General features: G+C 45.8%; 18 protein-coding genes. 11 read left to right on the forward strand and 7 right to left on the reverse strand.

Going from position 1 to position 22,541, the window contains the following annotated elements:
* Positions 1-72: 72 nt before the first annotated feature.
* The gene (locus tag KXJ80_RS11345; protein ID WP_218738760.1) at positions 73-2,289 is read left to right on the forward strand and encodes a TonB-dependent siderophore receptor; all 2,217 of its coding nucleotides are present in this window, start codon (positions 73-75) and stop codon (positions 2,287-2,289) included.
* Between the two features lie 251 nt (positions 2,290-2,540).
* The gene (locus KXJ80_RS11350) at positions 2,541-3,548 is read left to right on the forward strand and encodes a patatin-like phospholipase family protein (RefSeq protein ID WP_099458273.1); all 1,008 of its coding nucleotides are present in this window, start codon (positions 2,541-2,543) and stop codon (positions 3,546-3,548) included.
* Between the two features lie 150 nt (positions 3,549-3,698).
* Here the strand turns inward: KXJ80_RS11350 and asnB are convergent, their stop codons facing one another.
* From asnB to purM, 5 genes are all read right to left on the reverse strand, one after another.
* A complete protein-coding gene (asnB, locus tag KXJ80_RS11355; RefSeq protein WP_055648383.1) occupies positions 3,699-5,363 on the reverse strand; it encodes an asparagine synthase B in 1,665 nt (554 codons plus the stop codon).
* A 478-nt stretch (positions 5,364-5,841) separates the two neighbouring features.
* Entirely contained in the window at positions 5,842-7,515 is a 1,674-nt protein-coding gene (locus KXJ80_RS11360) for a M28 family metallopeptidase (protein ID WP_218738759.1), read from the reverse strand.
* Between the two features lie 185 nt (positions 7,516-7,700).
* Positions 7,701-8,447, reverse strand: coding sequence for an HAD-IIA family hydrolase (locus tag KXJ80_RS11365; protein ID WP_011626525.1), 747 nt, complete (start codon positions 8,445-8,447; stop codon positions 7,701-7,703).
* 138 nt (positions 8,448-8,585) lie between these two features.
* A complete protein-coding gene (gene purN / locus KXJ80_RS11370; protein WP_218738758.1) occupies positions 8,586-9,230 on the reverse strand; it encodes a phosphoribosylglycinamide formyltransferase in 645 nt (214 codons plus the stop codon).
* Positions 9,230-10,267 carry a phosphoribosylformylglycinamidine cyclo-ligase gene (gene purM / locus KXJ80_RS11375; protein ID WP_011623139.1) on the reverse strand — a complete coding sequence of 346 codons (1,038 nt, stop codon included), beginning with the start codon at positions 10,265-10,267 and terminating at the stop codon, positions 9,230-9,232. Before purM ends, purN begins: the two co-directional genes overlap by 1 nt.
* A 327-nt stretch (positions 10,268-10,594) precedes the next feature.
* On the opposite strand from purM, the gene upp reads away from it, so the two are divergent.
* Both upp and KXJ80_RS11385 read left to right on the forward strand, forming a co-directional pair.
* Entirely contained in the window at positions 10,595-11,221 is a 627-nt protein-coding gene (upp, locus tag KXJ80_RS11380; protein WP_023267861.1) for a uracil phosphoribosyltransferase, read from the forward strand.
* Between the two features lie 187 nt (positions 11,222-11,408).
* A complete protein-coding gene (locus KXJ80_RS11385; protein WP_218738757.1) occupies positions 11,409-12,815 on the forward strand; it encodes a GGDEF domain-containing protein in 1,407 nt (468 codons plus the stop codon).
* An 89-nt stretch (positions 12,816-12,904) separates the two neighbouring features.
* Here the strand turns inward: KXJ80_RS11385 and KXJ80_RS11390 are convergent, their stop codons facing one another.
* Positions 12,905-14,224, reverse strand: a complete 1,320-nt coding sequence (locus tag KXJ80_RS11390) for a Na+/H+ antiporter family protein (protein ID WP_259474780.1) — start codon at positions 14,222-14,224, stop codon at positions 12,905-12,907.
* 368 nt (positions 14,225-14,592) lie between these two features.
* On the opposite strand from KXJ80_RS11390, the gene KXJ80_RS11395 reads away from it, so the two are divergent.
* Positions 14,593-15,198, forward strand: a complete 606-nt coding sequence (locus KXJ80_RS11395; RefSeq protein WP_011623136.1) for a peroxiredoxin — start codon at positions 14,593-14,595, stop codon at positions 15,196-15,198.
* Between the two features lie 75 nt (positions 15,199-15,273).
* Here the strand turns inward: KXJ80_RS11395 and rnt are convergent, their stop codons facing one another.
* Complete coding sequence (rnt, locus tag KXJ80_RS11400; protein WP_037419405.1) at positions 15,274-15,942, reverse strand: ribonuclease T; 669 nt, start codon at positions 15,940-15,942, stop codon at positions 15,274-15,276.
* Positions 15,943-16,084: 142 nt separating this feature from the next.
* Here rnt and motY point away from each other — a divergent pair, with 142 nt between their 5' ends.
* The 6 genes from motY to tolA all read left to right on the forward strand — a co-directional run bounded on the left by motY (position 16,085) and on the right by tolA (position 22,540).
* Positions 16,085-16,954, forward strand: coding sequence for a flagellar protein MotY (motY, locus tag KXJ80_RS11405; protein ID WP_037419408.1), 870 nt, complete (start codon positions 16,085-16,087; stop codon positions 16,952-16,954).
* A gap of 689 nt (positions 16,955-17,643) precedes the next feature.
* The gene (locus KXJ80_RS11410; RefSeq protein ID WP_218738756.1) at positions 17,644-19,824 is read left to right on the forward strand and encodes a prolyl oligopeptidase family serine peptidase; all 2,181 of its coding nucleotides are present in this window, start codon (positions 17,644-17,646) and stop codon (positions 19,822-19,824) included.
* Between the two features lie 169 nt (positions 19,825-19,993).
* Positions 19,994-20,395, forward strand: a complete 402-nt coding sequence (ybgC, locus tag KXJ80_RS11415) for a tol-pal system-associated acyl-CoA thioesterase (RefSeq protein ID WP_011072691.1) — start codon at positions 19,994-19,996, stop codon at positions 20,393-20,395.
* The gene (gene tolQ / locus KXJ80_RS11420; protein ID WP_037419415.1) at positions 20,385-21,071 is read left to right on the forward strand and encodes a protein TolQ; all 687 of its coding nucleotides are present in this window, start codon (positions 20,385-20,387) and stop codon (positions 21,069-21,071) included. Before ybgC ends, tolQ begins: the two co-directional genes overlap by 11 nt.
* On the forward strand, positions 21,071-21,505 hold the full coding sequence (gene tolR / locus KXJ80_RS11425; RefSeq protein WP_037419420.1) for a protein TolR: 435 nt from the start codon (positions 21,071-21,073) through the stop codon (positions 21,503-21,505). Before tolQ ends, tolR begins: the two co-directional genes overlap by 1 nt.
* A complete protein-coding gene (gene tolA, locus KXJ80_RS11430; RefSeq protein WP_037427498.1) occupies positions 21,506-22,540 on the forward strand; it encodes a cell envelope integrity protein TolA in 1,035 nt (344 codons plus the stop codon). It abuts the gene before it with no gap.
* Position 22,541: the final 1 nt, after the last annotated feature.

Below are 22,541 nucleotides of genomic sequence, written 5' to 3' on the forward strand. Positions count from 1 at the left end.
CAAACTTTATAATGACAGCACATTTTAGATGACATGGGTAAACCACAGGTTTGCTCAAGGTTGGGGGACTTTGTGAAATCACGTTTTGCCTATTCAATACTAACGCTTGCCCTGATGCCGCATTTGGCCTTAGCGGCTGCGCCTAACGCTCAAGAGAGTAAACCTGAGCAAGAAAGTACTTCAACGGTACAAGCCGATATACAAACCAACACTCAGGCCGAAGCACAAGCCGAGACTAAGGCGCCAGAGCGAATTGTCGTGCGTGGTCGCGCCATGCAGATGTATGTCGATAAAGAGACTGAAATCGGCACTAAAACGGCAATCAATGTGATGGAATTGCCGCAGTCTGTACAAGTGCTGACCGAGCAACTGATTGACGATCAAGCCGCTCGTAACATCACTGACTTATACCGCTCCATTGCCGGTGTGAGTGAATTTAGCTATTCCGGCGTGACCTTTCGTGGCTTTCGCGATGATGCAAACGTGTTTTACGATGGTGTACGTGGCGACCCGTATTCGGGATTTTCGGTGCCACAACTGTTCAACGTACAGCGGGTTGAAGTATTAAAAGGCCCTGCATCGGCACTCTATGGCGGCGGTGAACCCGGCGGAATGATTAACTATGTGACGAAGAAACCGACCTTTGTCGAGCGTAAAGAGCTCACCTTAAGCACGGGTAGCTACGATATGATGGGCGGCTCGCTGGATTTCACTGGCGGTTTAACTGAGGATTTAGCCTATCGATTGGGGGGCTACTATCAGCAGGAAGATAGCTTTCGTAACAATGCCGATAGCTTAAATGCCGAAGTGGCAGGTGGTTTACTCTATGAAATCAGTGAAGATACCAAGCTCACCACCACCTTCGATCTGATAAGGCAGGATTTGGGTGGCAATCGACTCCGTGGTGTACCCGTGGATGATGCGGGTAATTTCCTTGTCGATCCTTCCTACAATGCCAACGAGAAAAGCGATTTCCAGAAAATGGATGCCTTGGTGCTGCAAGCGATTCTCGATCATCAATTTAGTGATGATTTTTCGGTAAAAACTCAAATTCGTTACCTGAATAATGAATCCGATCAGCAATATCACGAATCCCGTGGTTGGGTCGATGTGAATGGTGATGGCAAGGCAAACAGCGCAGATGGTACGATCAAACGTGAATATCGTGTCCAATCCCGTGCCAATGACGAAATCAGTTTAACCAATGATTTTGTCTATCGTTTTAATGCCTTAGGTTTTGAGCATGAGTTCCTGTTTGGTGGTGATTATCACTACGTCGAAACCGAGTACCATTACAAGTTGGCGACCAGTAAGGAAGGCGTGGGTAATCTGAATATCTTTGAGCTGAATTACGGTGAAACAAACCCAAGTGCTTATCAGTTAAAAGACATGGATACCGACGGTACCCGTGCCAACCGTTTTGGCCTCTATTTGCAAGAGCATCTGCATTTCAACGAGCAGTGGTCTTTAATTGCTGGTCTACGCTTCAGCCAGTTTGATGATTACGATAAAAAGACCGGATTCTCCTTTAGCGATAATGCCATTACCCCAAGGGCTGGATTGAATTATCGTCCAATCGATGCGATGTCTTTCTACTTGAACTACTCAGAGAGTTTCAATCCGGCAGCATTGTCTGATCAAGAGAGCATCAAAAGTGACGGCGCACTCGATCCCGAAACTGGTAATCAAATAGAACTTGGGATGAAAAACGAGTGGCTCGATGGCCAGTTTATGACCACGCTTGCACTCTATCGCATTGAAAAACAAAATGTGGCCCAGGCTAACCCTTTAGATACTGGGGATGACGATGGTATTCCGAATTTAGTTAATTTTGGCGAAGTACGTAGCCAAGGGGTGGAATGGACGCTGGTGGGCGATCTCACAGATAACCTTACCGTAACGGCTAACTATGCCTATAACGATACGGAAGTGATCAAGGGCGTGACCAACGACAGCCTAACCAACACCTTTGGCGACGGCAAACACTTTGCCAATGCGCCGCGCCATCAAGCCGGGCTATGGACGCGCTACGATATTCAAGCGATTGATTCCGCCATTGCTTTTGGGATGGACTATGTGGGCGAGCAATTTAGCCTCAATGGTCAAACGGTGAAACCCCATACAGTGTTTGATATGAGCTGGACGACCCAGTGGGACCAAACCCAAGTGCGCGTAAATCTGAAGAATATCTTCGATAAGGAATATGCTGTCAGCGGGTTTAGTGAACGCAATGGTCATTTCCCTGGCGAGCCGCGCAATGTCACGCTTGAACTGAGCCATAAGTTCTAACCCAAGTGCAATCTAAGCCAGCGTGACGATTCGCGGGCTTAGATTGCATATGCAACGCATTGTATCTACAAGCAACGTTACCTATAGCTTTTAACTATGTATGCGAGTATTGCATCGTTGCTAAAGTGCTTTAATTCACGCAAAACGCTTCTTATATTTATCGATTACAACAATAGATTCTATCCGTTTTTTACTATGGCTTTCTTTGTTTAGACTAGGCTTATCTATTCTCCATTGCGATAAGGTCAGTTATGCCGCCGATTAACCATTTATCCTCAGCTTCTCAATCTGTTACCGCGCCTAAAGTGGCGTTAATTGCAGAGGGTGGTGGTCAGCGCGGTATTTTTACCGCAGGCGTACTCGATGCTTGGCTTGATGCGGAGTTCGACCCTTTCGATTTATTGATTGGTACCTCCGCTGGCTCGCAAAACTTGACCAGTTTCTTAGCTAGGCAAAAGGGATACGCTAAAAAACTTATCCGTGGCTTAACGCGTCATAAACGCTTCTATCAATTAGGACGAGGTCTGATTGGCGCCAATGTGATCGATCTCGACTGGTATTTTGACCAGATTCAACGTGGAAGCTTTAAGCTAGATTTAGCCGCGGCGAGTCAATCCCTCCGTGGGCGAGAACTTCTTATCACCACCACGCGAGTCAGCGATCGCCAAGGGTATTTCTTGAGCCCAACCAACCACGATCACTGGCGTGAACTACTTAAAGCCTCTAGCGCATTGCCTTTTTTATATAAACAAGGGGTGAAGTTAACACCTTGGTTAGCGATTGAATCTGCTAATCATGCCGAAGTTATGGCTGAGCCAGAGCAGGATTTTTATCTCGATGGCGGTTTAGCTGCGCCGCTACCTGTGCGTGAAGCGTATCGACGCGGCGCCCGTAAAATTGTGGTGGTCAGAACGGTGAATGAGGATTTTCAAGCCCAATCCGCTTGGGTACATAAACTCAAGTCGTGGATCTGCGTCTCAGGTTTTTGCCCTAAGACCATTGATTACTTAGTGCAGCATGAACAAGCCTATCAGACCGAGCTAGACTTTATTGCAAATCCTCCCGATGATGTTGAAATTGTGCAGATTTTTGCTAAGTCACCATTACAGAGTAAGCTGTTAGGTAGCACAGATGCGGATTTACGGATTGATTACCAGCAAGGGATAAAGGCGGGGAAGGCGTTTCTTGCTGGGTTCTCTTGGCAAATCTCTAAGGCTAAAGATATGACGCCAGTTTTACCATTGGCAATTTCGGCCTAGATCATTGGTTCGCTTCTTCTTGAATCACTCAAGGTATTATTGCTCGGCCGTATTTTAGCTTGCTTGGCAAAGCTAAATGAATGGGGCAAAGCGTTAAAGGTAATAAAGCCACCCGAGGGTGGCTTTATTATTAGGATGGGATATCAGTGGTTAATAACTGGCGGCATGCACTGAGCGCACGGCGCGGCCTGATGGGTCGATAATACCCCGTAAACTTTCATCCCATGCCAGCGCTTCTGGGGTAGAGCAGGCGACCGACTTGCCACCAGGAACCGTTTCGGCAGCACTTGGCAATGGATAATGCTCTTCAAAGAAACAGCGATAGAAGTAAGCCTCTTTGGTTTCTGGCGTGTTATACGGGAAGCGGAACTTCGCGTTGGCCAGTTGCAAATCGTCGACCTGTTCTGCGGCATGGGCCTTCAAACCATCAATCCAAGAGTAGCCTACGCCATCACTAAATTGTTCCTTTTGACGCCAGGCGACTTCTTTAGGTAATTTATGCTCAAAGGCTTGGCGCAGAATGTGTTTCTCAATCCGGCCATCCTTAGACATTTTTGCCTCAGGGTTAATGCGCATCGCCACATCCATAAATTCCTTATCGAGGAAAGGCACACGGGCTTCCAGTCCCCACGCGGCCATGGCTTTGTTGGCGCGTAGACAGTCGAATAGATGCAGTTTATCCAGCTTACGCACGAGTTCCTCGTGGAAGGCCTGTGCGTTTGGCGCCTTATGGAAGTATAAGTAGCCGCCAAAGAGTTCATCGGCACCTTCACCCGATAACACCATTTTGATCCCCATCGCCTTGATTTTACGCGCCATCAGATACATGGGTGTGGCAGCACGAATGGTGGTCACATCATAGGTTTCTAAGTGGTAGATGACTTCTTTAATCGCATCTAAACCCTCTTGGAAGGTAAAGTTGATCTCATGGTGAATCGTTCCAATGGCATCGGCAACTTTTTTGGCGGCGATTAAATCCGGAGCGCCTTTTAAACCGACAGCAAAGGAGTGTAGCTGTGGCCACCAAGCGTTTGTTTCACCGTCATCTTCGATACGGCGTTTGGCAAATGTCTGGGTGATAGCCGAGATCACCGATGAGTCTAAACCGCCGGAGAGTAATACTCCGTAAGGTACATCGGACATCAATTGACGTTTTACTGCGGCTTCTAGAGCTTCACGCAGTTCTTCTTGGCTGGCGCCGTTATCTTTAACTGCATCATACTGTTGCCAATCGCGGGTGTAGTATTTCACTGCTGCAGCATCGCTTGAGAATAAGTATTGGCCCGGCTGGAATTCTTCCACGGTTTTACACACTGGCATCAGGGCTTTCATTTCGGAGGCGACATAGAAGTTACCTGCCGCATCTCGACCCGTGTAGAGCGGAATGATACCCATATGATCGCGGCCAATAAGATAAGCGTCTTTGGCTTTGTCGTAGAGTACGAAGGCGAAAATACCGTTTAATTTATCAAGAAATTCAGTGCCATATTCCTGATACAACGCCAGAATGACTTCGCAATCCGAGTTGGTTTGATAGCTGTATTTATCGCCGAGTTGGGCTTTGAGTTCTTTGTGGTTATAGATTTCACCGTTGACCGCGAGGATAAGGCTGCCATCTTCGGTTAGCAGTGGTTGCGCGCCATGTTCAATATCGACAATGGCCAAGCGTTCGTGGGCCAAAATCGCTTTATCGCTGGCGTAAATGCCTGACCAATCTGGGCCTCGATGGCGCATCAGTTTGGACATTTCCAGTGCCACTTGGCGTAGCTCTTTCGCATCGGATTGAATATCTAAAATTGAAAAAATCGAACACATAATGCAACTCCTAAACCGCTGTATTTCATTTGAGGATGTCTCAATTGAGTATCAATGTGCCAGCGATTCGGGATTTTGCCAAATATAATTTTTGATGATTTGTTCGTTTTTAGGTGTTTTTGATGATTTTAATCTGTGTTTAAAATGATAATAACTGAGGTTTATTTAATTAATCTCGCTTTTTTATACATAAAGTGTTTTTGGATGTTGGTTGCAAAGCGGGATATTGGCAAATACATAATGTTGACTCAAGAAAATCCGTTTTAGAGAAAATCATGATAAATGTGAGCAAGATAGTGATCTAAGTGTAAATGTTGCTGGTTTTATGAACGGCTTATCGGCAGTCATTGCCCGTGTTGCTACAGTCAAGGTCAACAGTGAGCGTAAAGTGGGGCGGCTCATAAAATACTCATAACATAATAAGGCACCTTTCAAGGTGCCTTATGGGATTTTTCAGCGATGAATCGTTTTCAGGTGCTTACTTTGCGGTCGTGGCAAGTTCTGTTTTGGCGGGACGCAGGCTGTTAAACTCAGTACCTTGATAATAGCCTGGCCAATCTTGGCTGTTGCCTAAGCTGCGAGTCACTTGATAGTAAATTTCCAGATCTTGAATCGCACCACTCAAATCCCAGTCTTCATGATATTCATCGCAGACATTGTGATAGCAGCCCTTCATGGTCGCCTGCATTTGGGTCTTATAGTCCGCAGTTGCCGCATCGATTGGCTCACTACCGCCACCGGCAAAGACCGCAGGAACGCCAAGTTTGGCGAAGCTGAAGTGGTCAGAGCGGAAGAAACCGCCCGATGCAGGATTCTTTTCACCCAAAGCAATGCGGTTTTGCTGTTTGGCGGCATCGATTAAGTAGTTTTCAAGCTCGGACTTGCCTTTACCGACGATAGTGAAGTCCTTGGTTTTTCCATAGATATTGGTGCTATCTAGGTTTAGCACTGCCACGGTTTTATCAATGGGGTAGATAGGATTAGCGGCATAATAACGTGAGCCAAGCAACCCTTGTTCTTCACCCGTGGTAGCGATAAAGGTCACCGAGCGAGCTAAGCCGTGGCCCTGTTTAGCGTTATCGGCCAGTTGTCTGGCGATTTCTAAAATGCCCGCAATGCCCGATGCGTTGTCCATGGCACCGTTGTAAATTTTATCGCCTTCTTTACTGTCATCTTTGCCAATATGGTCCCAGTGGCCAGTGAACAGGATGTGTTCATCGGCTTGCTGTGAACCGGCAAGAGTGGCAACAACATTATAGCTATTGGCGTATTCTGCTTTGTTTTTAAAGGCAATATTGGCCGTTTGCTCAAGGGGTAAGTTAATTGGGCTATCGGCGGCGCGAGCCATTAGCGTAGGAAGAGATAGGCCGGCCTTTTCAAACAGTTTTGTGGCGGTATCTAAGGTTAACCAACCTTCAACTTGGACGCGGCTATCTTGCTCGGCTTTACTAAGGACTAAATCCTGCTGCGGTCCTGTCCAACTGTTTTCGACCACAGACCAAGGATAAGATGCGGGTTCAGTATCGTGAATGAGTAGCGCGCCGAGCGCACCTTGGCGGCTAGCTTCTTCAAATTTATAACTCCAGCGACCGTAGTAGGTCATGGCTTTGCCATTAAATTTGCCTGAATCTGGACGGGCAAAACCGGGATCGTTCACTAAGATCACCGCGATTTTGCCTTTCATGTCGAGATCTTGGTAATCGTTCCAAGCATATTCAGGTGCATTAACCCCATAGCCAACAAATACCAGTGGCGCGTTTTCAATGTTAACTCCACCGTTATCATGGCGACTGCTGAGCACCAGATCTTGACGATATTTAAAGGGTAATCCTGCCAGCGTGACTTGCTGCGCTTCATCTGCGGTATAGCTCACCATAGGCACAGGTTGTAAAAAGCTACCTTGGTAAGCACCTTTAAGTCCCATCTCTGCAAAGGCCTTGGATAAATAATCCAAGGTGAGTTTTTCACCCTGAGTGGTTGGGGCGCGGCCTTCAAACTCATCGGAAGACAGGTTTTTAATATCGTCTCTAAAACGTGCTTCATTCATTTGCACGGGTTTCAGTGCGGCACTACTGTTGGCATCGGGCTGGGCCGAGTTGGGGCTACAGGCACTGAGCAAGGCTAGTGCGCAAAACGGATACAAACGTCGCATAGGTTGATCCTACTGTTATTTTTAGGGCGTGTTTAACGCGAATATCAAAGGGGGATGTCGTGCCTTATCATGAATCAAGCGACAATGGGGTACAAGGGAAGTCCAACGGCAAATATGTTACTTAATGTTAAGGTCAGTGGTGTTTCTCAGCACGCTAAGGTGCTGAGAAGCTGACAGTTTGATGCTTAAACGACATCGATATCGCCCGCGCAGGCGAATACATGATTGGGGCGGAAAGGCTCTTTATCGATATCTTCAAGCTTGCTCACGCCGCTGGTGACCAGAATGGTCTCAAGCCCCGCTTGAAACCCCGCCAGAATATCGGTGCGCATATTGTCGCCAATGATCACGGTATTTTCGGAATGACCATCGATATGGTTGAGCGCCGAGCGGATAATCCACGAACTGGGTTTACCGACGTAGAAAGGTTTTTTGCCAGTAATCCGCTCTATCGGAGAACACAGGGCGCCGCAGGCTGGACTGTAAGCGGGGCCGTGAGTGTCGGGATTGGTGGCGATAAAACGGGCACCGCGGGCGACGAATCCGGCGGCCTTATGGATCATATCCCAGTTATAGGAGCGGGTTTCACCGACAATCACGAAGTCCGGATTAATGTCAGTAATGGTAAAGCCTGCCTTGTAGAGCTCATGAGTGAGGGCGCCTTCACCAATCACAAAAGCTTTACTGCCTTCCTGATGCTTTAAAAAGTCGGCGGTGGCCATGGCAGAGGTGTAAAAACATTCTTCTGGTACGTCTATCCCGGCGGCGCTGAGGCGATTTTGCAGATCTTTGCCCGTTTGTACCGGGTAATTGGTCAGAATAACGAGGGGATTGCCTTGGTCGAGAACGCGGTGGATAAATTTATCACTGCCGGGGATCAGCTTATTGTCGTGCAGGAGTACACCATCGATATCGCAGATAATATTTTTCATCTAATAGTCTCTTGTATGCCGAACAAAATCACTTTTCGTTAGCTTATCTAATGCCACATTAGGCGAGAAAACAATGATTTTGTATGACAAGACGAAAAAAAAGAGACCCTTAGGGTCTCTTTTTCCAATATTCAGAGATTAATCGGAGGCGTAGCCGTTAGGTCCGATTAACGTGCCATCGAGATAGGCTTGGCCGTCCTGCATCTTGAGGCGTTGATGGCTGAACCATTTTACCACTAAAGGATAAATCGCATGCTCTTGCTCATGGACACGAGCGGCGAGCATCTCAGCAGTATCATCCTCATAAACAGGGACTTTTGCCTGTAAAATCACTGGGCCTGCATCCAGCTCTGGGGTGACAAAATGCACACTGGCGCCATGTTCAGTGTCTTTGGCATCGATGGCGCGCTGGTGGGTGTTTAATCCGGTATATTTAGGCAGCAATGAAGGGTGGATATTGATCATGCGTCCTAAGTAACGATTCACAAAATCGTTGGTCAGAATACGCATAAATCCAGCCAACACGATCAAATCGGGTTGGTACTTTTCAATCGTTGCCATTAACCGTGCATCGTAATCAGAGCGAGATTCACCTGAATGAGCAATCACGCAGCTGGTATCAATTTCACTATGATGGGCGCGAATTAAACCGTAGGCATCGGGTTTATTACTGATCACTCCGACAACTTCGGCCTGCAGATTATCGTCACAACCGTCGATAACGGCTTGCAGGTTACTGCCATTTCCGGAAATTAATACAACTACACGACAGCTTTGGGGCATTACAGGATCTCCACTTGCTCTTCATTGCCTTCGCGAGCAGCGATAGCACCGATTAGCCAAGCTTGTTCGCCTTCGGCGGCGAGCAGTGCCAGTGCGGCATCAACTTTATCGGCTGGCAGCGCAACGATCATGCCGACACCACAGTTAAAGGTGCGGTACATTTCATATTCTGCAATGTTACCGTTTTCCATTAACCAATTGAAAACAGCAGGCCATTGCCATGAATCACCTTGGATAACGGCTTTGCAGTTTTCAGGCAGTACGCGGGGGATGTTTTCCCAGAAACCGCCGCCAGTGATGTGCGCCATTGCGTGCACGTCCGATGCTTCGATCAGCTTGAGCAATGATTTAACGTAAATTTTGGTTGGTTCTAACAGATGTTGGATCAATGGCTTGCCATTGAGGTCCTGTTGAGGATCCGCTTGGCTGACTTCTAATACTTTACGAACTAATGAATAGCCATTTGAATGAGGACCGCTTGAGGCTAAGGCGATTAAGGCGTCACCCGCAGCCACTTTACTCCCGTCAATGATGTCGGCCTTTTCAACTACGCCCACACAGAAACCTGCGAGGTCGTAATCTTCGCCTTCATACATGCCTGGCATTTCAGCGGTTTCGCCGCCGATTAACGCACAACCAGATTGGAAACAACCTTCGCCGATGCCGTTAACAACAGAGGTTGCTGTTTCTACATCGAGCTTGCCTGTTGCGTAGTAATCGAGGAAAAACAACGGCTCAGCGCCTTGAACGATCAAATCGTTCACACACATGGCCACTAAGTCGATACCGACTGTGTCGTGTTTTTTGTAATCGATAGCTAAACGCAATTTAGTACCAACACCGTCGGTGCCTGACACTAAAACAGGTTGCTTGTATTTAGTGGGTAATTCACACAATGCGCCAAAACCACCTAAGTTGCCCATTACCTCTGGACGACGGGTACGTTTAACAGCCGCTTTAATGTTACTTACCAGTGCATTACCAGCATCAATATCAACGCCAGCGTCTTTATAGCTCAGTGGGGTAGGAGTGCTCACGGAGGATCCTCTCGGGTACATCGTTATTGGATTTTTATGCGGCGGTATTCTACCAGCTTGTGCTAGGGGTCGAAAGCCATGATTTGGATTTATCAGTATCTCTGAAGTTTTTTTAGCTTCACAGGGGGATATTTCACATTTTCAATCTAGTGATTGGTCATAAAATAGTGTGTTAGTGGGCGTATCTTAAGCGATAAGTAATAATTCTTGCGATATTGCTCACGATTAGTCCGAATGGAAAAACTTTATGTTTTACCCAATAAACAAATCATCTAAAATCTGAAAAATTTGCCTAAGATAATTCGCGAACAATAGTAGGAGAGAAAAATGAAAGTTGTCGAGGTTAAACACCCGTTAGTGCGTCACAAAATCGGCTTAATGCGTGAAGGTGACATTAGCACTAAACGTTTCCGTGAGCTAGCCGCTGAAGTCGGCAGCTTGTTAACCTATGAAGCTACCGCAGATTTCGAAACCGAAACTGTTACGATTGAAGGCTGGAATGGTCCGGTAGATGTGGATCAGATCAAAGGCAAGAAAGTGACTGTTGTGCCTATCTTGCGTGCGGGTTTAGGCATGATGGACGGTGTACTTGAGCATATTCCAAGTGCGCGTATTTCGGTTGTGGGTATCTACCGCGACGAAGAAACCCTAGAACCTGTGCCATATTTTGAAAAGCTGGCCAGCGACATGAACGAGCGTATTGCGCTGATCGTTGACCCTATGCTGGCAACTGGTGGCTCGATGATTGCGACTATCGACCTGCTGAAAAAACGCGGTTGCACGTCAATTAAAGCCTTAGTGTTAGTTGCCGCGCCAGAAGGGCTCAAAGCCCTTGAAGCGGCTCACCCGGATGTTGAGCTGTATACTGCCGCCATCGACAGATGCTTAAACGAGAAGGGCTATATCCTGCCTGGTTTAGGTGATGCGGGCGATAAGATTTTTGGGACTAAATAATGTTCTGATGGCTTAAATGCTATCTCGATTTGACAAGGGGGCTTAGGCTCCCTTTTTGTTTTTTATGATTCCATTTTTGCCGACTCGTTCTACAGTTAACGATAAGATTAATTTTTGACAGAATGCGTTTTGCGCGGCGCAGTAGGTTTGCAATAAATCGATTTAACTCAGGTCATCATCGGGGATTATGATGGTTTCAAAACTAAGTTGGTCACTTGTTCGCCAATCTTGTTCATTGGCTACCTTGATATTTGTTGTGTTACTGCTGGTCCTTTTACCCCTGCGAATAGAGAAAGAACACAGGGCATTTGTCAAATTTGTACGGGCGAAACACGTGGTGCCAAGTTATTTAGAGTTGCTTGGTAAGAGCTTATCTTTACACGATATTATTGATTTTGATAGTGCGCTACTGACACCATTTAAGCTTGATTCCTCCCGCTTATTATTGCTTTCAGGCGGAGCCTTATCACCAGAAGAAGAGCTGATCCTGCGCTATTTTGACTATTTATATTCAAATAATAAGAATCCTGTCAGAAATGCGTTTATATATATCGGTCTATACAAAAGTAATGCGCTATATTTTGCCTCCACGATTCCTGATGAGGTGAAAAGTCGCTTAATACACGAAAATTCTTTCACCAATGAGTTTTGCCAACGGCTGCATTATTGTAGTAAGGATGCCTCTGCGGACTCCTTAGTTGATGATATTGTGCTGTCCGTTCCTTATCGTGATGAAGTAACGGGAAACATTATTCTTTCTATGGCGGCGCCCATTTCATCCTCACATGCGCCTGAGCATCTTTGGGGGGATGTGATTGCTGATACATCATTTATGGCAACGGATTTTATGCAAAGAAAAGTGTTTGAAACTCAGAACTCGCCTTATGGCACTGAGATTGTCATTAGCGGAGATAGTTTTTGGACACGGATCACGCCCAACTTTCTGTTTTATGCTATGAGTAATCACTTAGATAATCAGAGTGTTTTAACATACAAAATCAGTACGTTAAGGTTTTTTATGCAATATTTGCCTCTTTGGTTATTGCTGTCGGGCTTAACAATTATTTTCCAACTTAAATTTATGCGTCTCAAGCAGTTACGTACTGAGCGTCAGCAATTTTCTGAAGCTATGCTGTTGGATCCATTTACGAAGACCTACAATAAAAAAATCTATGAAACACTTATTTTTAAGGCTGCAACTGCGTCTCAATATGCTGTGATTTGTATTGATGGCGATAAAATAAAAGCGATTAACGACACACATGGTCATCAATTAGGTGATTTGGCAATAATGCAAATTGTCGAAGCGATGCGAGCCGTTTTTCGAGAAAACGACATTATTATCCGCACTGGTGGTGATGAGTTTGTAGTGATTTTAGCCAACTGTCCTATTGATAAAGCACAACAACTTGCGGATAGACTTAAAGATAACATTCGGCAGCGACATTTTTTAAATATGCTAACCGTTTCTTGCGGTGTCGCAGATTCAATGGATTGTCCATCCTTTGAGGCGGTATTTCTGGCGGCAGATAAGGCGTTATACGCGGATAAGACACAAAAAAGATCCGATGATGAAAATGATGTTTTGCGGTAACGTTCTAATACTCAATGCTTAAATCCCTATCATAAAAAAAAGCGTGGCATTACCACGCTTTTGCTTATGTCTATATGTCTTTCCTACGCTTAGAGCACCATGGCGGCAATCCAGCCAAATACTAACAGTGGAATATTGTAATGAATAAAGGTGGGGATCACGCTGTCGCGGATATGGTCGTGCTGACCATCGGCATTTAAACCCGATGTGGGACCCAATGTTGAGTCCGACGCTGGCGAGCCTGCATCGCCCAACGCAGCAGCAGTCCCGACTAACGCGATAGTTGCGGGTACTGAAAAGCCAAAACTTAGCGCCAAGGGCACATAAATGGTCGCAATAATCGGAATGGTCGAGAAGGATGAGCCAATACCCATAGTAATTAATAGTCCAACGACTAACATCAAAAAGGCGGCGAGGGCTTTATTGTCGCCAATCAGACTACTCAATGATGAAACCAGGGTGCCAACTTCACCAGTTTCTTTCACTACTGCGGCAAAACCTGCGGCGGAGATCATGATAAAACCGATATTGGCCATCATGCGCACGCCCTGAGTAAAGATATCTTGGTCAGCAACGTGTTTTAGTGCGCCAGAGAAACTAAAGATCATAAAGCCGACTAAAGCGCCGAAGATCATCGAATCAGTCTCAAGCTGTACAAATAAAGTTGCAAGAATTGCTACCGCTGCGATAGCGATATTGCGCTTATTGAGCGTCTCTTCGGGCTCGGCACTGAGCACTTTAGTTTCATCGTATACCCTCGGCTTGCGATAGCTAACAAATACTGCGATCAATAAACCGACTACCATGCCCGCTGCGGGGATCAACATGGCAGGGGGGATTTGGTCACGCACAGCGACTAAGCCATTGCTGGTGAGGTTTGACAGTAAAATATCATTTAAGAAAATACCACCAAAGCCCACGGGTAAAATCATGTAGGTGGTCACAAGACCAAAGGTCAGCACGCAGGCGACCAGACGGCGGTCGATATGCAGCTTGGTCATTACATGCAGCAGTGGCGGCACGAGTATCGGAATAAAGGCGATATGGATCGGCAGGATATTTTGCGATGCGATTGACATCACGAGCAGGGATAACAGCAGTAACCAGCGCACCCAATTAGTGTTGGTCGGATTAGGTTCTTGGCCAAGGCTTTTAATGATCGAGTTGGAGATCAGCGTCGTCAAGCCTGAATGGGATAATGCTACGGCAAATGCACCCAATAAGGCATAACTCAGGGCGATTTGTGCGCCGCCACCTAGTCCTGTATTGAAGGCATCAATCGTTTGATGCAGATCCATTCCCCCGACTAAACCAGCAACGAGGGCGCTGATGGTGAGCGCGACCACTACATTCACCCTCGCCAAACTAAGGGCTAACATTAAACACACAGCAATGACGACTGCATTCATAGACAAATTCTTAATTCTGTAAACCAAAAGGGTTATTTTCGACTGCGAAGGCCGTGTCTGTCCAGTTTACCGAGCCTTAATCTGAAAAATATCTGAAAATGTGAATCGAGAGGGCTTTTAGTGTTAGATGAATGTGGGCTAAAGCGCTTATCAATGGCACAGATTGCTCTATCCTTAAGCAGTAACGTCAAAATGCCCTTGAAAAATGTGATATTGGTCTTAAATAGGTTGTAAGGCAAAACGCACGACTTATAATGCCTAAAGATTTGATTGGTAAGCGCTCTCAAATACACTCGCACAAATGTGCAAGCGTGTTTAAGGGATGTTTTACTTTTATAGTTAGTTCAACTCATAGATGGAGATATAAAATGAGCGTATTAGTAGGCCGTCCGGCTCCTGATTTTACTGCAGCAGCTGTATTAGGTTCTGGCGAAATCGTAGATAGCTTTAACTTAACTGCAGCCATCAAAGGCAAGCCTGCAGTGGTATTTTTCTATCCACTTGACTTCACTTTCGTTTGTCCATCAGAGTTGATCGCTTTTGATCACCGCATGGAAGAGTTCACTAAGCGTGGTGTTGAAGTGATCGGTGTGTCTATCGATTCTCAATTCACTCACAACGCATGGCGTAACACCCCAGTTGAAAAAGGTGGTATTGGCCAAGTGAAATACACTTTAGTTGCTGACGTTAAACACGACATCTGTAAAGCATACGATGTTGAGCACCCAGAAGCTGGCGTGGCTTTCCGTGGTTCATTCCTGATCGACAAAGAAGGTATGGTACGTCACCAAGTGGTTAACGATTTGCCATTAGGCCGTAACGTTGACGAAATGCTGCGTATGATCGACGCACTGCAATTCCACGAAGAGCACGGTGATGTTTGCCCAGCAGGTTGGGAAAAAGGCGACAAAGGTATGAACGCAAGCACTGAAGGTGTTGCGGCTTACTTAGCTGAAAACGCAAGCTCTCTGTAATTTACAAACCTTTAGTTAGGTAAAAAGAAAGCTGCCAAATGGCAGCTTTCTTGTTTTAGGCAATTGTTGGTAAAGCTATGCTTCGCTATCCGAATCATCAGGTTCGTTGATGGCTAAGAGTGGCCAGCCACCTAAAGATTTCCAGCGGTTGACGATATAACAAAAGAGTTCAGCAGTGCGCTCGGTATCGTAGAGTGCAGAATGGGCTTCTTTATTGTCAAAAGGGATGCCTGCCATAATACAGGCTTTTGCTAATACCGTATGGCCAATCGCTAATCCTGCCAACGTCGCGGTATCAAAAGTGGCAAACGGATGGAATGGAGAGCGTTTTAAGTCACAACGTTCAATAGCCTTACTCACAAAGCCATGATCGAAGGCCGCATTGTGCGCCACAATAATACTACGGTGACAATCAGATGCCTTTTGGGCTTTTTTAACGGCTTTAAATATTTCTAAAAAGGCTTCTTTTTCGCTGACCGCACCGCGTAATGGATTGGTGGGATCGATACCATTAAAAGCCAGCGCCTCGGGTTCTAAATTTGCACCCTCAAAGGGCTCAATGTTGAAATGCAGGGTTTTATCAATCCCGAGCACACCTTCATCATCCATTTTCAGTAGCGTGACGGCTATTTCCAGCAACGCATCGGTTTGAGAGTTGAAGCCCGCGGTTTCGACATCTATCACTACCGGAAAGTAGCCACGAAATCGGTGTTTCAATTTGTTTGCGTCGCAAATATCGCTCATTAAAGTACCCAAGAAAAATCACAGGGCGCTATTATGCTTAATGAACTAGGATGTGTCATGTTTGATTGCTGGTTTTATGAGCTAAAGGAACTAAAAAGTTTGCCGATAAAACCTCGTAACCGAATAAACACGAGTAAGGGCTATGTGGCGAAAACTGATATTAGTATCAATTTTATGCGTTCCAGCAACTGCAATGGCAGAGTTGCGCCACTATGTGGCCTCTTTGGGTGAATCCCAATGGCGAGTCAGTCAAAACAGTCCGATCGTGTGCCGTCTTGAGCATGATATTCCTTCCTACGGTAAAGCGATTTTTACCAGTGAAGCGGGTAAGCAATTAAATCTCAATTTCACTTTGGATATGTGGGTAAAACCTGATCAAGTGACCCAAGCCAAGTTGATGAGCCGAGCTCCCAAATGGCGACCAGGTGTGGTGTCAAAAGAAATCACTTCGTTACGTTACCAAAAGTATTTTAATGGTGAAGTGCCTAAACGCGCCGCGTGGTCCATGTTAAACGAGCTAAGCCGTGGTATGGAGCCGACATTTTACTATGCCGATTGGTATGATGAGTCCAATAAAATTGCTGTAGGGCTGTCGGCAGCGAATTTTGGCCGAAAATATGCTGAGTTTAAGGCGTGTTTATCGCACCTATTGCCTTATAGCTTTGAAGATATTGCTTTTACCGTGCTTAATTATGATGAAGGAGGAACGGATTTAACTCGCTTCTCACAGCAACAGCTTACGCGAATACAGGAATATTTGTCATACGATCCAGATGTAGAATTAGTATTAGTCGATGCTTATACCGATAGTTATGGTGGTCGTTCAGTGAATCAGAAAGTCTCGGACAAACGCGCTGAATCGGTAAAAGATTTCTTTGTCTCAAGCGGTATTCCGCAAGATCGAATTGTGACTGTGGGTCACGGCGAGCGGCGTCACGTGGCTTCAAATGACGATATTGAGGAAAGGGCGCTAAACCGCCGAGTTGTGATCCGAATTAGTAAGCCCCTCTAAATCAAAGCTTAACCTAACAATGCCAAGTCTACTGACTTGGCATTGTTGCTTATTGACGCTGTTTGTATTCGCCTCAAAATGCGATGGCAGTCTGTTGATTCGGATGGCTACACGCAAATAAGCGCTATTTATTGAGAGGCTCCAGTGGTTTTTATGTAACAAAAAATACTGAACGCCGATAAGTGTCGCTTGATGTTTGATTCTGGGTAAAAAAAAGCCCGCTTAATCTAAGCGGGCCGCAAAATAATGCATTTGCAATCAACAAATTGAAGGAAGGAAGTCAAGCATAAGAACCAGGGATGAACTGAAGTACTTAAAAGACATCAGTTTAAAAGTTCTTTGTTTTCAATATCCACTAGCGGATATCTCCTGAAAACAAGCACATTCTAGTGTGTTGTTATTTGGCTAGCAAACGAGAAAAATTGCCTCGATACATTAGCAAAACTAATGATTGATTAAGTGATCTGCCTCACTTAAGTCACTATTTAGCATGATTAATAACTTGTCAGTCATAATTACTGCATAAAAATACACTTCAATAAGCTCATCATTGCTACCAGTTTGTTAAATCCTTCTTCTTCGCGAGAAAACCTCATCTTTTGCTACAGCATTGCCATGAAAAATTTTGCTTGTATAGTACTTGCTGCAAAAGAGCGTTAAGCCGGACATCACCAAAAGGACGATAAAAGATGGCATTAAGATTTCGCCTTGCCCAGCAAGGTTTATTAGTAGCCACATTGGGCATGGCGTTGGCCGCCTGCCAGAGTGGCAATACGCCAGAAGAGGCCGCACAGCAGGTCAGCGCAAACAAATTGGTTTACCCTGAAACGAGAAAAGACGAGTTAGTTGATACTATCCATGGTGTCACAGTAGTGGACCCATATCGTCACCTTGAAGAAAACACGCCAGAAACTGAAAGCTGGGTAAAAGAACAACAGGCCTTTGGTCAGGCTTACTTGGCGAAGATCCCCAACAAACAAGCCGTGGTTGATCGTATCACTGAACTGTGGAACTACGAGAAGATTTCAGCCCCCTTCGAGAATGGCGATAACCAGTTTTATTACCGTAACGATGGTTTACAAGCGCAATCGGTCCTTTATGTAAAAGGCAAAGATGGCGTTGAGAAAGCCGTGCTCGATCCAAATAGCTTCTCAGCCGATGGTACCGTGGCGTTGTCTGGCGTATCGGTAAGTAATGACGGTAAGATTCTAGCCTATGGAGTGTCTAAGTCAGGCTCTGACTGGCAGCAGTGGCAGTTTATTGATATTGCCACGGGTAAAAAGCTTAAAGATGAACTCAACTGGATTAAATTCTCCAGCGCGGTATGGGATAAGGAAAACCAAGGGGTTTTCTATGCCCGTTACGATGCGCCAGCGGGTGGGGATTTACTGGCCGATGTGAACTTTAATCAAAAAGTGTATTACCACAAATTAGGCACAGATCAGCGCCAAGATTTATTGATTTACGAACGCCCACAAAACAAAGATTGGGGATTTGGCATCGATGTGTCTGAGCAGGGCGAATATTTACTGCTGTCGATTTCGCAGGGTACGGACAAACGTAATCGCTTTTTCTATAAATCACTGTTTGAACCTAAAGCACAGGTGGTGGAATTAATCCTTAACCTCGAAGCAGAGTATGAGTTTTTAGGTAATGACGGTTCGGTATTTTATTTTAAAACCGATTTAGATGCGCCTAACGGTAAAGTGATTGCCATTGATACCCGTAATAGTGAGAAATCGCAGTGGCAAACCATTATTCCAGAGTCGAAAGATCCCATTAATAAAGTCGCCATTATCAATGACCATTTAGTCGTCAGCTATTTACACGATGTATTGGGACAATTATCGATTTTCAGCATGGGCGGCCAAAAGCGTCAAGATGTCACTTTACCAGGTAAAGGTAATGTCGCCGGGCCTTTCGGTAAGGCGAGTAAAGACTATTTCTACTATGTCTTTAACAGCTATATTCAACCTGAAACCACCTATAAGTTTGATTTTAAAACAGCGCAGTCGACCGTTGTTGCGAAACCTCAGGTGTCATTTAATCCCGATAATTATGTGTCTGAGCAAGTGTTTTATACCAGCAAAGACGGTACTCGCGTCCCGATGATGCTGTCCTACAAAAAAGGGCTGGTGAAGAATGGTCAAAACCCAACGCTTCTGTATGCCTACGGTGGTTTCGCGATTTCGATGACGCCGCGTTTTAGCCCCGCCAACATCGCATGGTTAGATATGGGCGGCATTTACGCCGTACCAAGTTTACGCGGCGGCGCGGATTATGGTGAAAGCTGGCATCAGGCAGGTATGTTCGATAAAAAGCAAAATGTGTTTGATGACTATTTTGCCGCTGCCGAATACCTGATCAACGAAAAATACACCAACACTACAAAGTTAGGCGCTTATGGCCGCAGTAATGGCGGTTTATTGATGGGCGCCGCGGTGACGCAACGTCCTGAGCTGTTTGCTGCTGTGCTACCAGCAGTGGGGGTGTTGGATATGCTGCGCTTCCATAAGTTTACCATTGGTTGGGCTTGGACTAGTGAATATGGCAGTGCAGATAATGCAGAGCAGTTTCCGGCATTATTAGCTTATTCGCCTTACCATAATGTTAAAGCGCAGGCTTATCCTGCAACTATGGTGATGACGGCTGATCACGATGATCGTGTGGTGCCGCTACACAGCTTTAAATTTGCCGCCATGATGCAAGAAAAACAGCAGGGCGATAAACCCGTGATAATGCGCATTGAGTCTAATGCTGGACATGGTGCGGGTAAACCAACCGCGATGAAGATCGACGAGTTTGCCGATATTTATAGCTTCCTGTGGCAAAGCTTTGGTTTGGCACTACCGCAAACCCTTGCAAAATAGCTAACTATGTTAATTAAATGGGGTCGTTTGACCCCATTGTTATTTACAAATCCCTCAATTGCGTTGAAACCCCTGCCATCCCTATCTATATCTTCATCGGGTCATTCACAAGTCTTGTTTCCCTAGGTATAGTAGCGTCAATTTTTCAACCAAAATCTACTGATTTCGCATGACGTTTAATTGGCCCATTTCAGTCTATTACGAAGATACCGACGCAGGTGGCGTTGTCTATCATTCGAACTATCTCAATTTTTTTGAGCGAGCGCGAACCGAATGGTTAAAAGCCTTAGGCGTAAGTCAGACTGCACTGTTGGCCGATGACACGGCGTTTGTAGTTAAGCGGGCGGAATTGGATTTTAAAAAAGCCGCACGTTTTGAACAGAACCTTATTGTAGAAACTAAGGTCATAGAGTTGAAAAAGGCCTCGTTGGTATTTCATCAACGTTTGGTTGATCATCTGGGAGACTGTTATTGTGAAGGCACAGTGCTAGTAGCCTGTGTAGCCTTATCACGTATGCGGCCCCGAGCTATCCCCTTAAATATTGTGCAGGAGTTTGACAGTGCAAGCTGATATGTCGATTGTCGGGTTATTTTTACAAGCCAGTTTATTAGTGAAATTTGTTATGTTCACTTTACTTTGCTTGTCTGTAATGTCTTGGACGGTGATCTTACAACGCCGTAGTTTATTGACATCTGCAAAAAATAAATCGGCAAAATTTGAAGATAAATTTTGGTCAGGCGTCGATTTAAATCGTCTGTATAAAGAATTATCGGCTCGTCCAGATAATACGGGCTTAGAGTCATTATTTGTGACGGGTTTTAAAGAATATTCACGTCTGAATAAATTAAATAGCAAAGTGCCTGATGCGGTTATGGATGGTACTTCGCGGGCGATGCGTGTGACCTTATCCCGTGAATTAGAAAAGTTAGAAGCTAACTTACCGTTATTGGCAACCATTGGTTCGACTAGCCCTTATATCGGTTTGTTTGGTACGGTATGGGGTATTATGAATTCATTTATCGCAATTGGCTCGATGGAAAACGCAACATTAGCCATGGTAGCGCCAGGTATTGCAGAAGCACTGATTGCTACCGCTATGGGTCTGTTTGCGGCAATTCCAGCAGTTATCGCTTATAACCGTTTTGCGACTCAGGTTGAAAAGCTGGAAATCGGTTACGCTAACTTTATGGAAGAGTTTTCTAGCATCCTGCATCGCCAAGCATACAGTGAGAAGGAAGGCGTATAATGCAAGTCGGTTATCAGCGTAAACGTCGTCGCCCTGTTGCCGAAATCAACGTGGTGCCTTACATCGACGTCATGCTCGTGTTGCTGATTATTTTCATGGTAACAGCGCCGATTGTGACCCAAGGGGTGAAAGTGGAGCTGCCGCAAGGTGCGGCCGAAGTACTACCCGCGGATAGTAAGCCGCCGGTTGTGGCGTCTATTGATGCCGACGGTACTTATTTTCTTAATCAGGGCGGTTCCAATAACGAAGAAATGGAATTGGAAGAGTTAGCCACCGCCGTGGCGGCGATTATGGTGACTGAGCCTGAACGTCCTGTGGTGGTTAAAGCCGATAGAACTATTCCTTACGATAACGTGATCCAATTGATGGTGACCTTGCAACAGGCAGGCGTTCCCTCAGTCGGTTTGATGACGGATTCACCCAAGGAGAAATAGGTGGCGGATAATTCAAATGTTGCATTACCTCTGTCAATTTCAGCAGGTATTCATATTGGCGTGATAATTATTCTGGCCATTGGCATAGATTTCACCCATAAACCTGAACCTGTGCAACAAGTTAGCGCCCCTGCAGTAAAAGCTGTTATGGTTGATCAGCAACAAGTCGCTAATCAAGTTGAAAAGCTAAAGCAGGAAAAGCGCGATGCAGAGCGCCGAGAACGTGAGCGCCAAGCCGAACTTGAACGCAAAGCACAGGAAGCAAAGCAAGCCCGTGAGCGTGAACAAGCACAGTTGAAGAAACTGGCGGAAGAACGTAAGCAGCAAGAAATTGAGACCCAAAAGGCCAATGATGCCGCGAAAGCCGCGCAGGTGAAGCAGCAACAGGAAAAGGAAAAAGCACAAAAAGCCGAAGCCGATCGCAAGCAGAAGGAGCAAGAACGTAAACTTGCTGAAGATGCAGCCCAAAAAGCCGCGGAAAAACGTAAAGTAGAAGAGGCCGCTGCCGCGAAAGCTGAGGCAGACCGTAAGCAGAAAGAAACCGAAGCCAAGGCAAAAGCTGAGGCAGACGCTAAAGCCAAAGCAGAGGCAAAAGCCAAGGCTGATGCAGAGGCGAAAGCAAAAGCCGAAGCTAAGGCAAAAGCAGATGCTAAGGCGAAAGCGGATGCTGAAGCCCGTGCTCAGCAGGAGCAGGAAATGGCTGATGCGTTAGCCGCCGAGCAGGCAGCCTTATCGCAAACCATGAATAAGCAGATGCAAACGGAAGTCGGTAAGTATACCGCGATGATTAAATCAACGATTCAGCGTAACCTTGTGGTTGATGAATCGATGCGTGGTAAAACGTGTACCGTTTCTGTGCGTTTAGCGAATGATGGATTTGTGATTAGCAGTCAGACACAAGGTGGTGATCCGAATGTGTGTCGTGCAGCTAAAGCGGCGATTTTAAAAGCGGGTAAGTTACCAGTGTCTCCAGACCCTGCGGTATATAACTTGATGAAAGAAATTAACTTAATCGTTGAACCAACGTTTAATTAAA

The sequence above is a fragment of the Shewanella xiamenensis genome (genome assembly GCF_024971755.1).
Taxonomy (GTDB): domain Bacteria; phylum Pseudomonadota; class Gammaproteobacteria; order Enterobacterales; family Shewanellaceae; genus Shewanella; species Shewanella xiamenensis.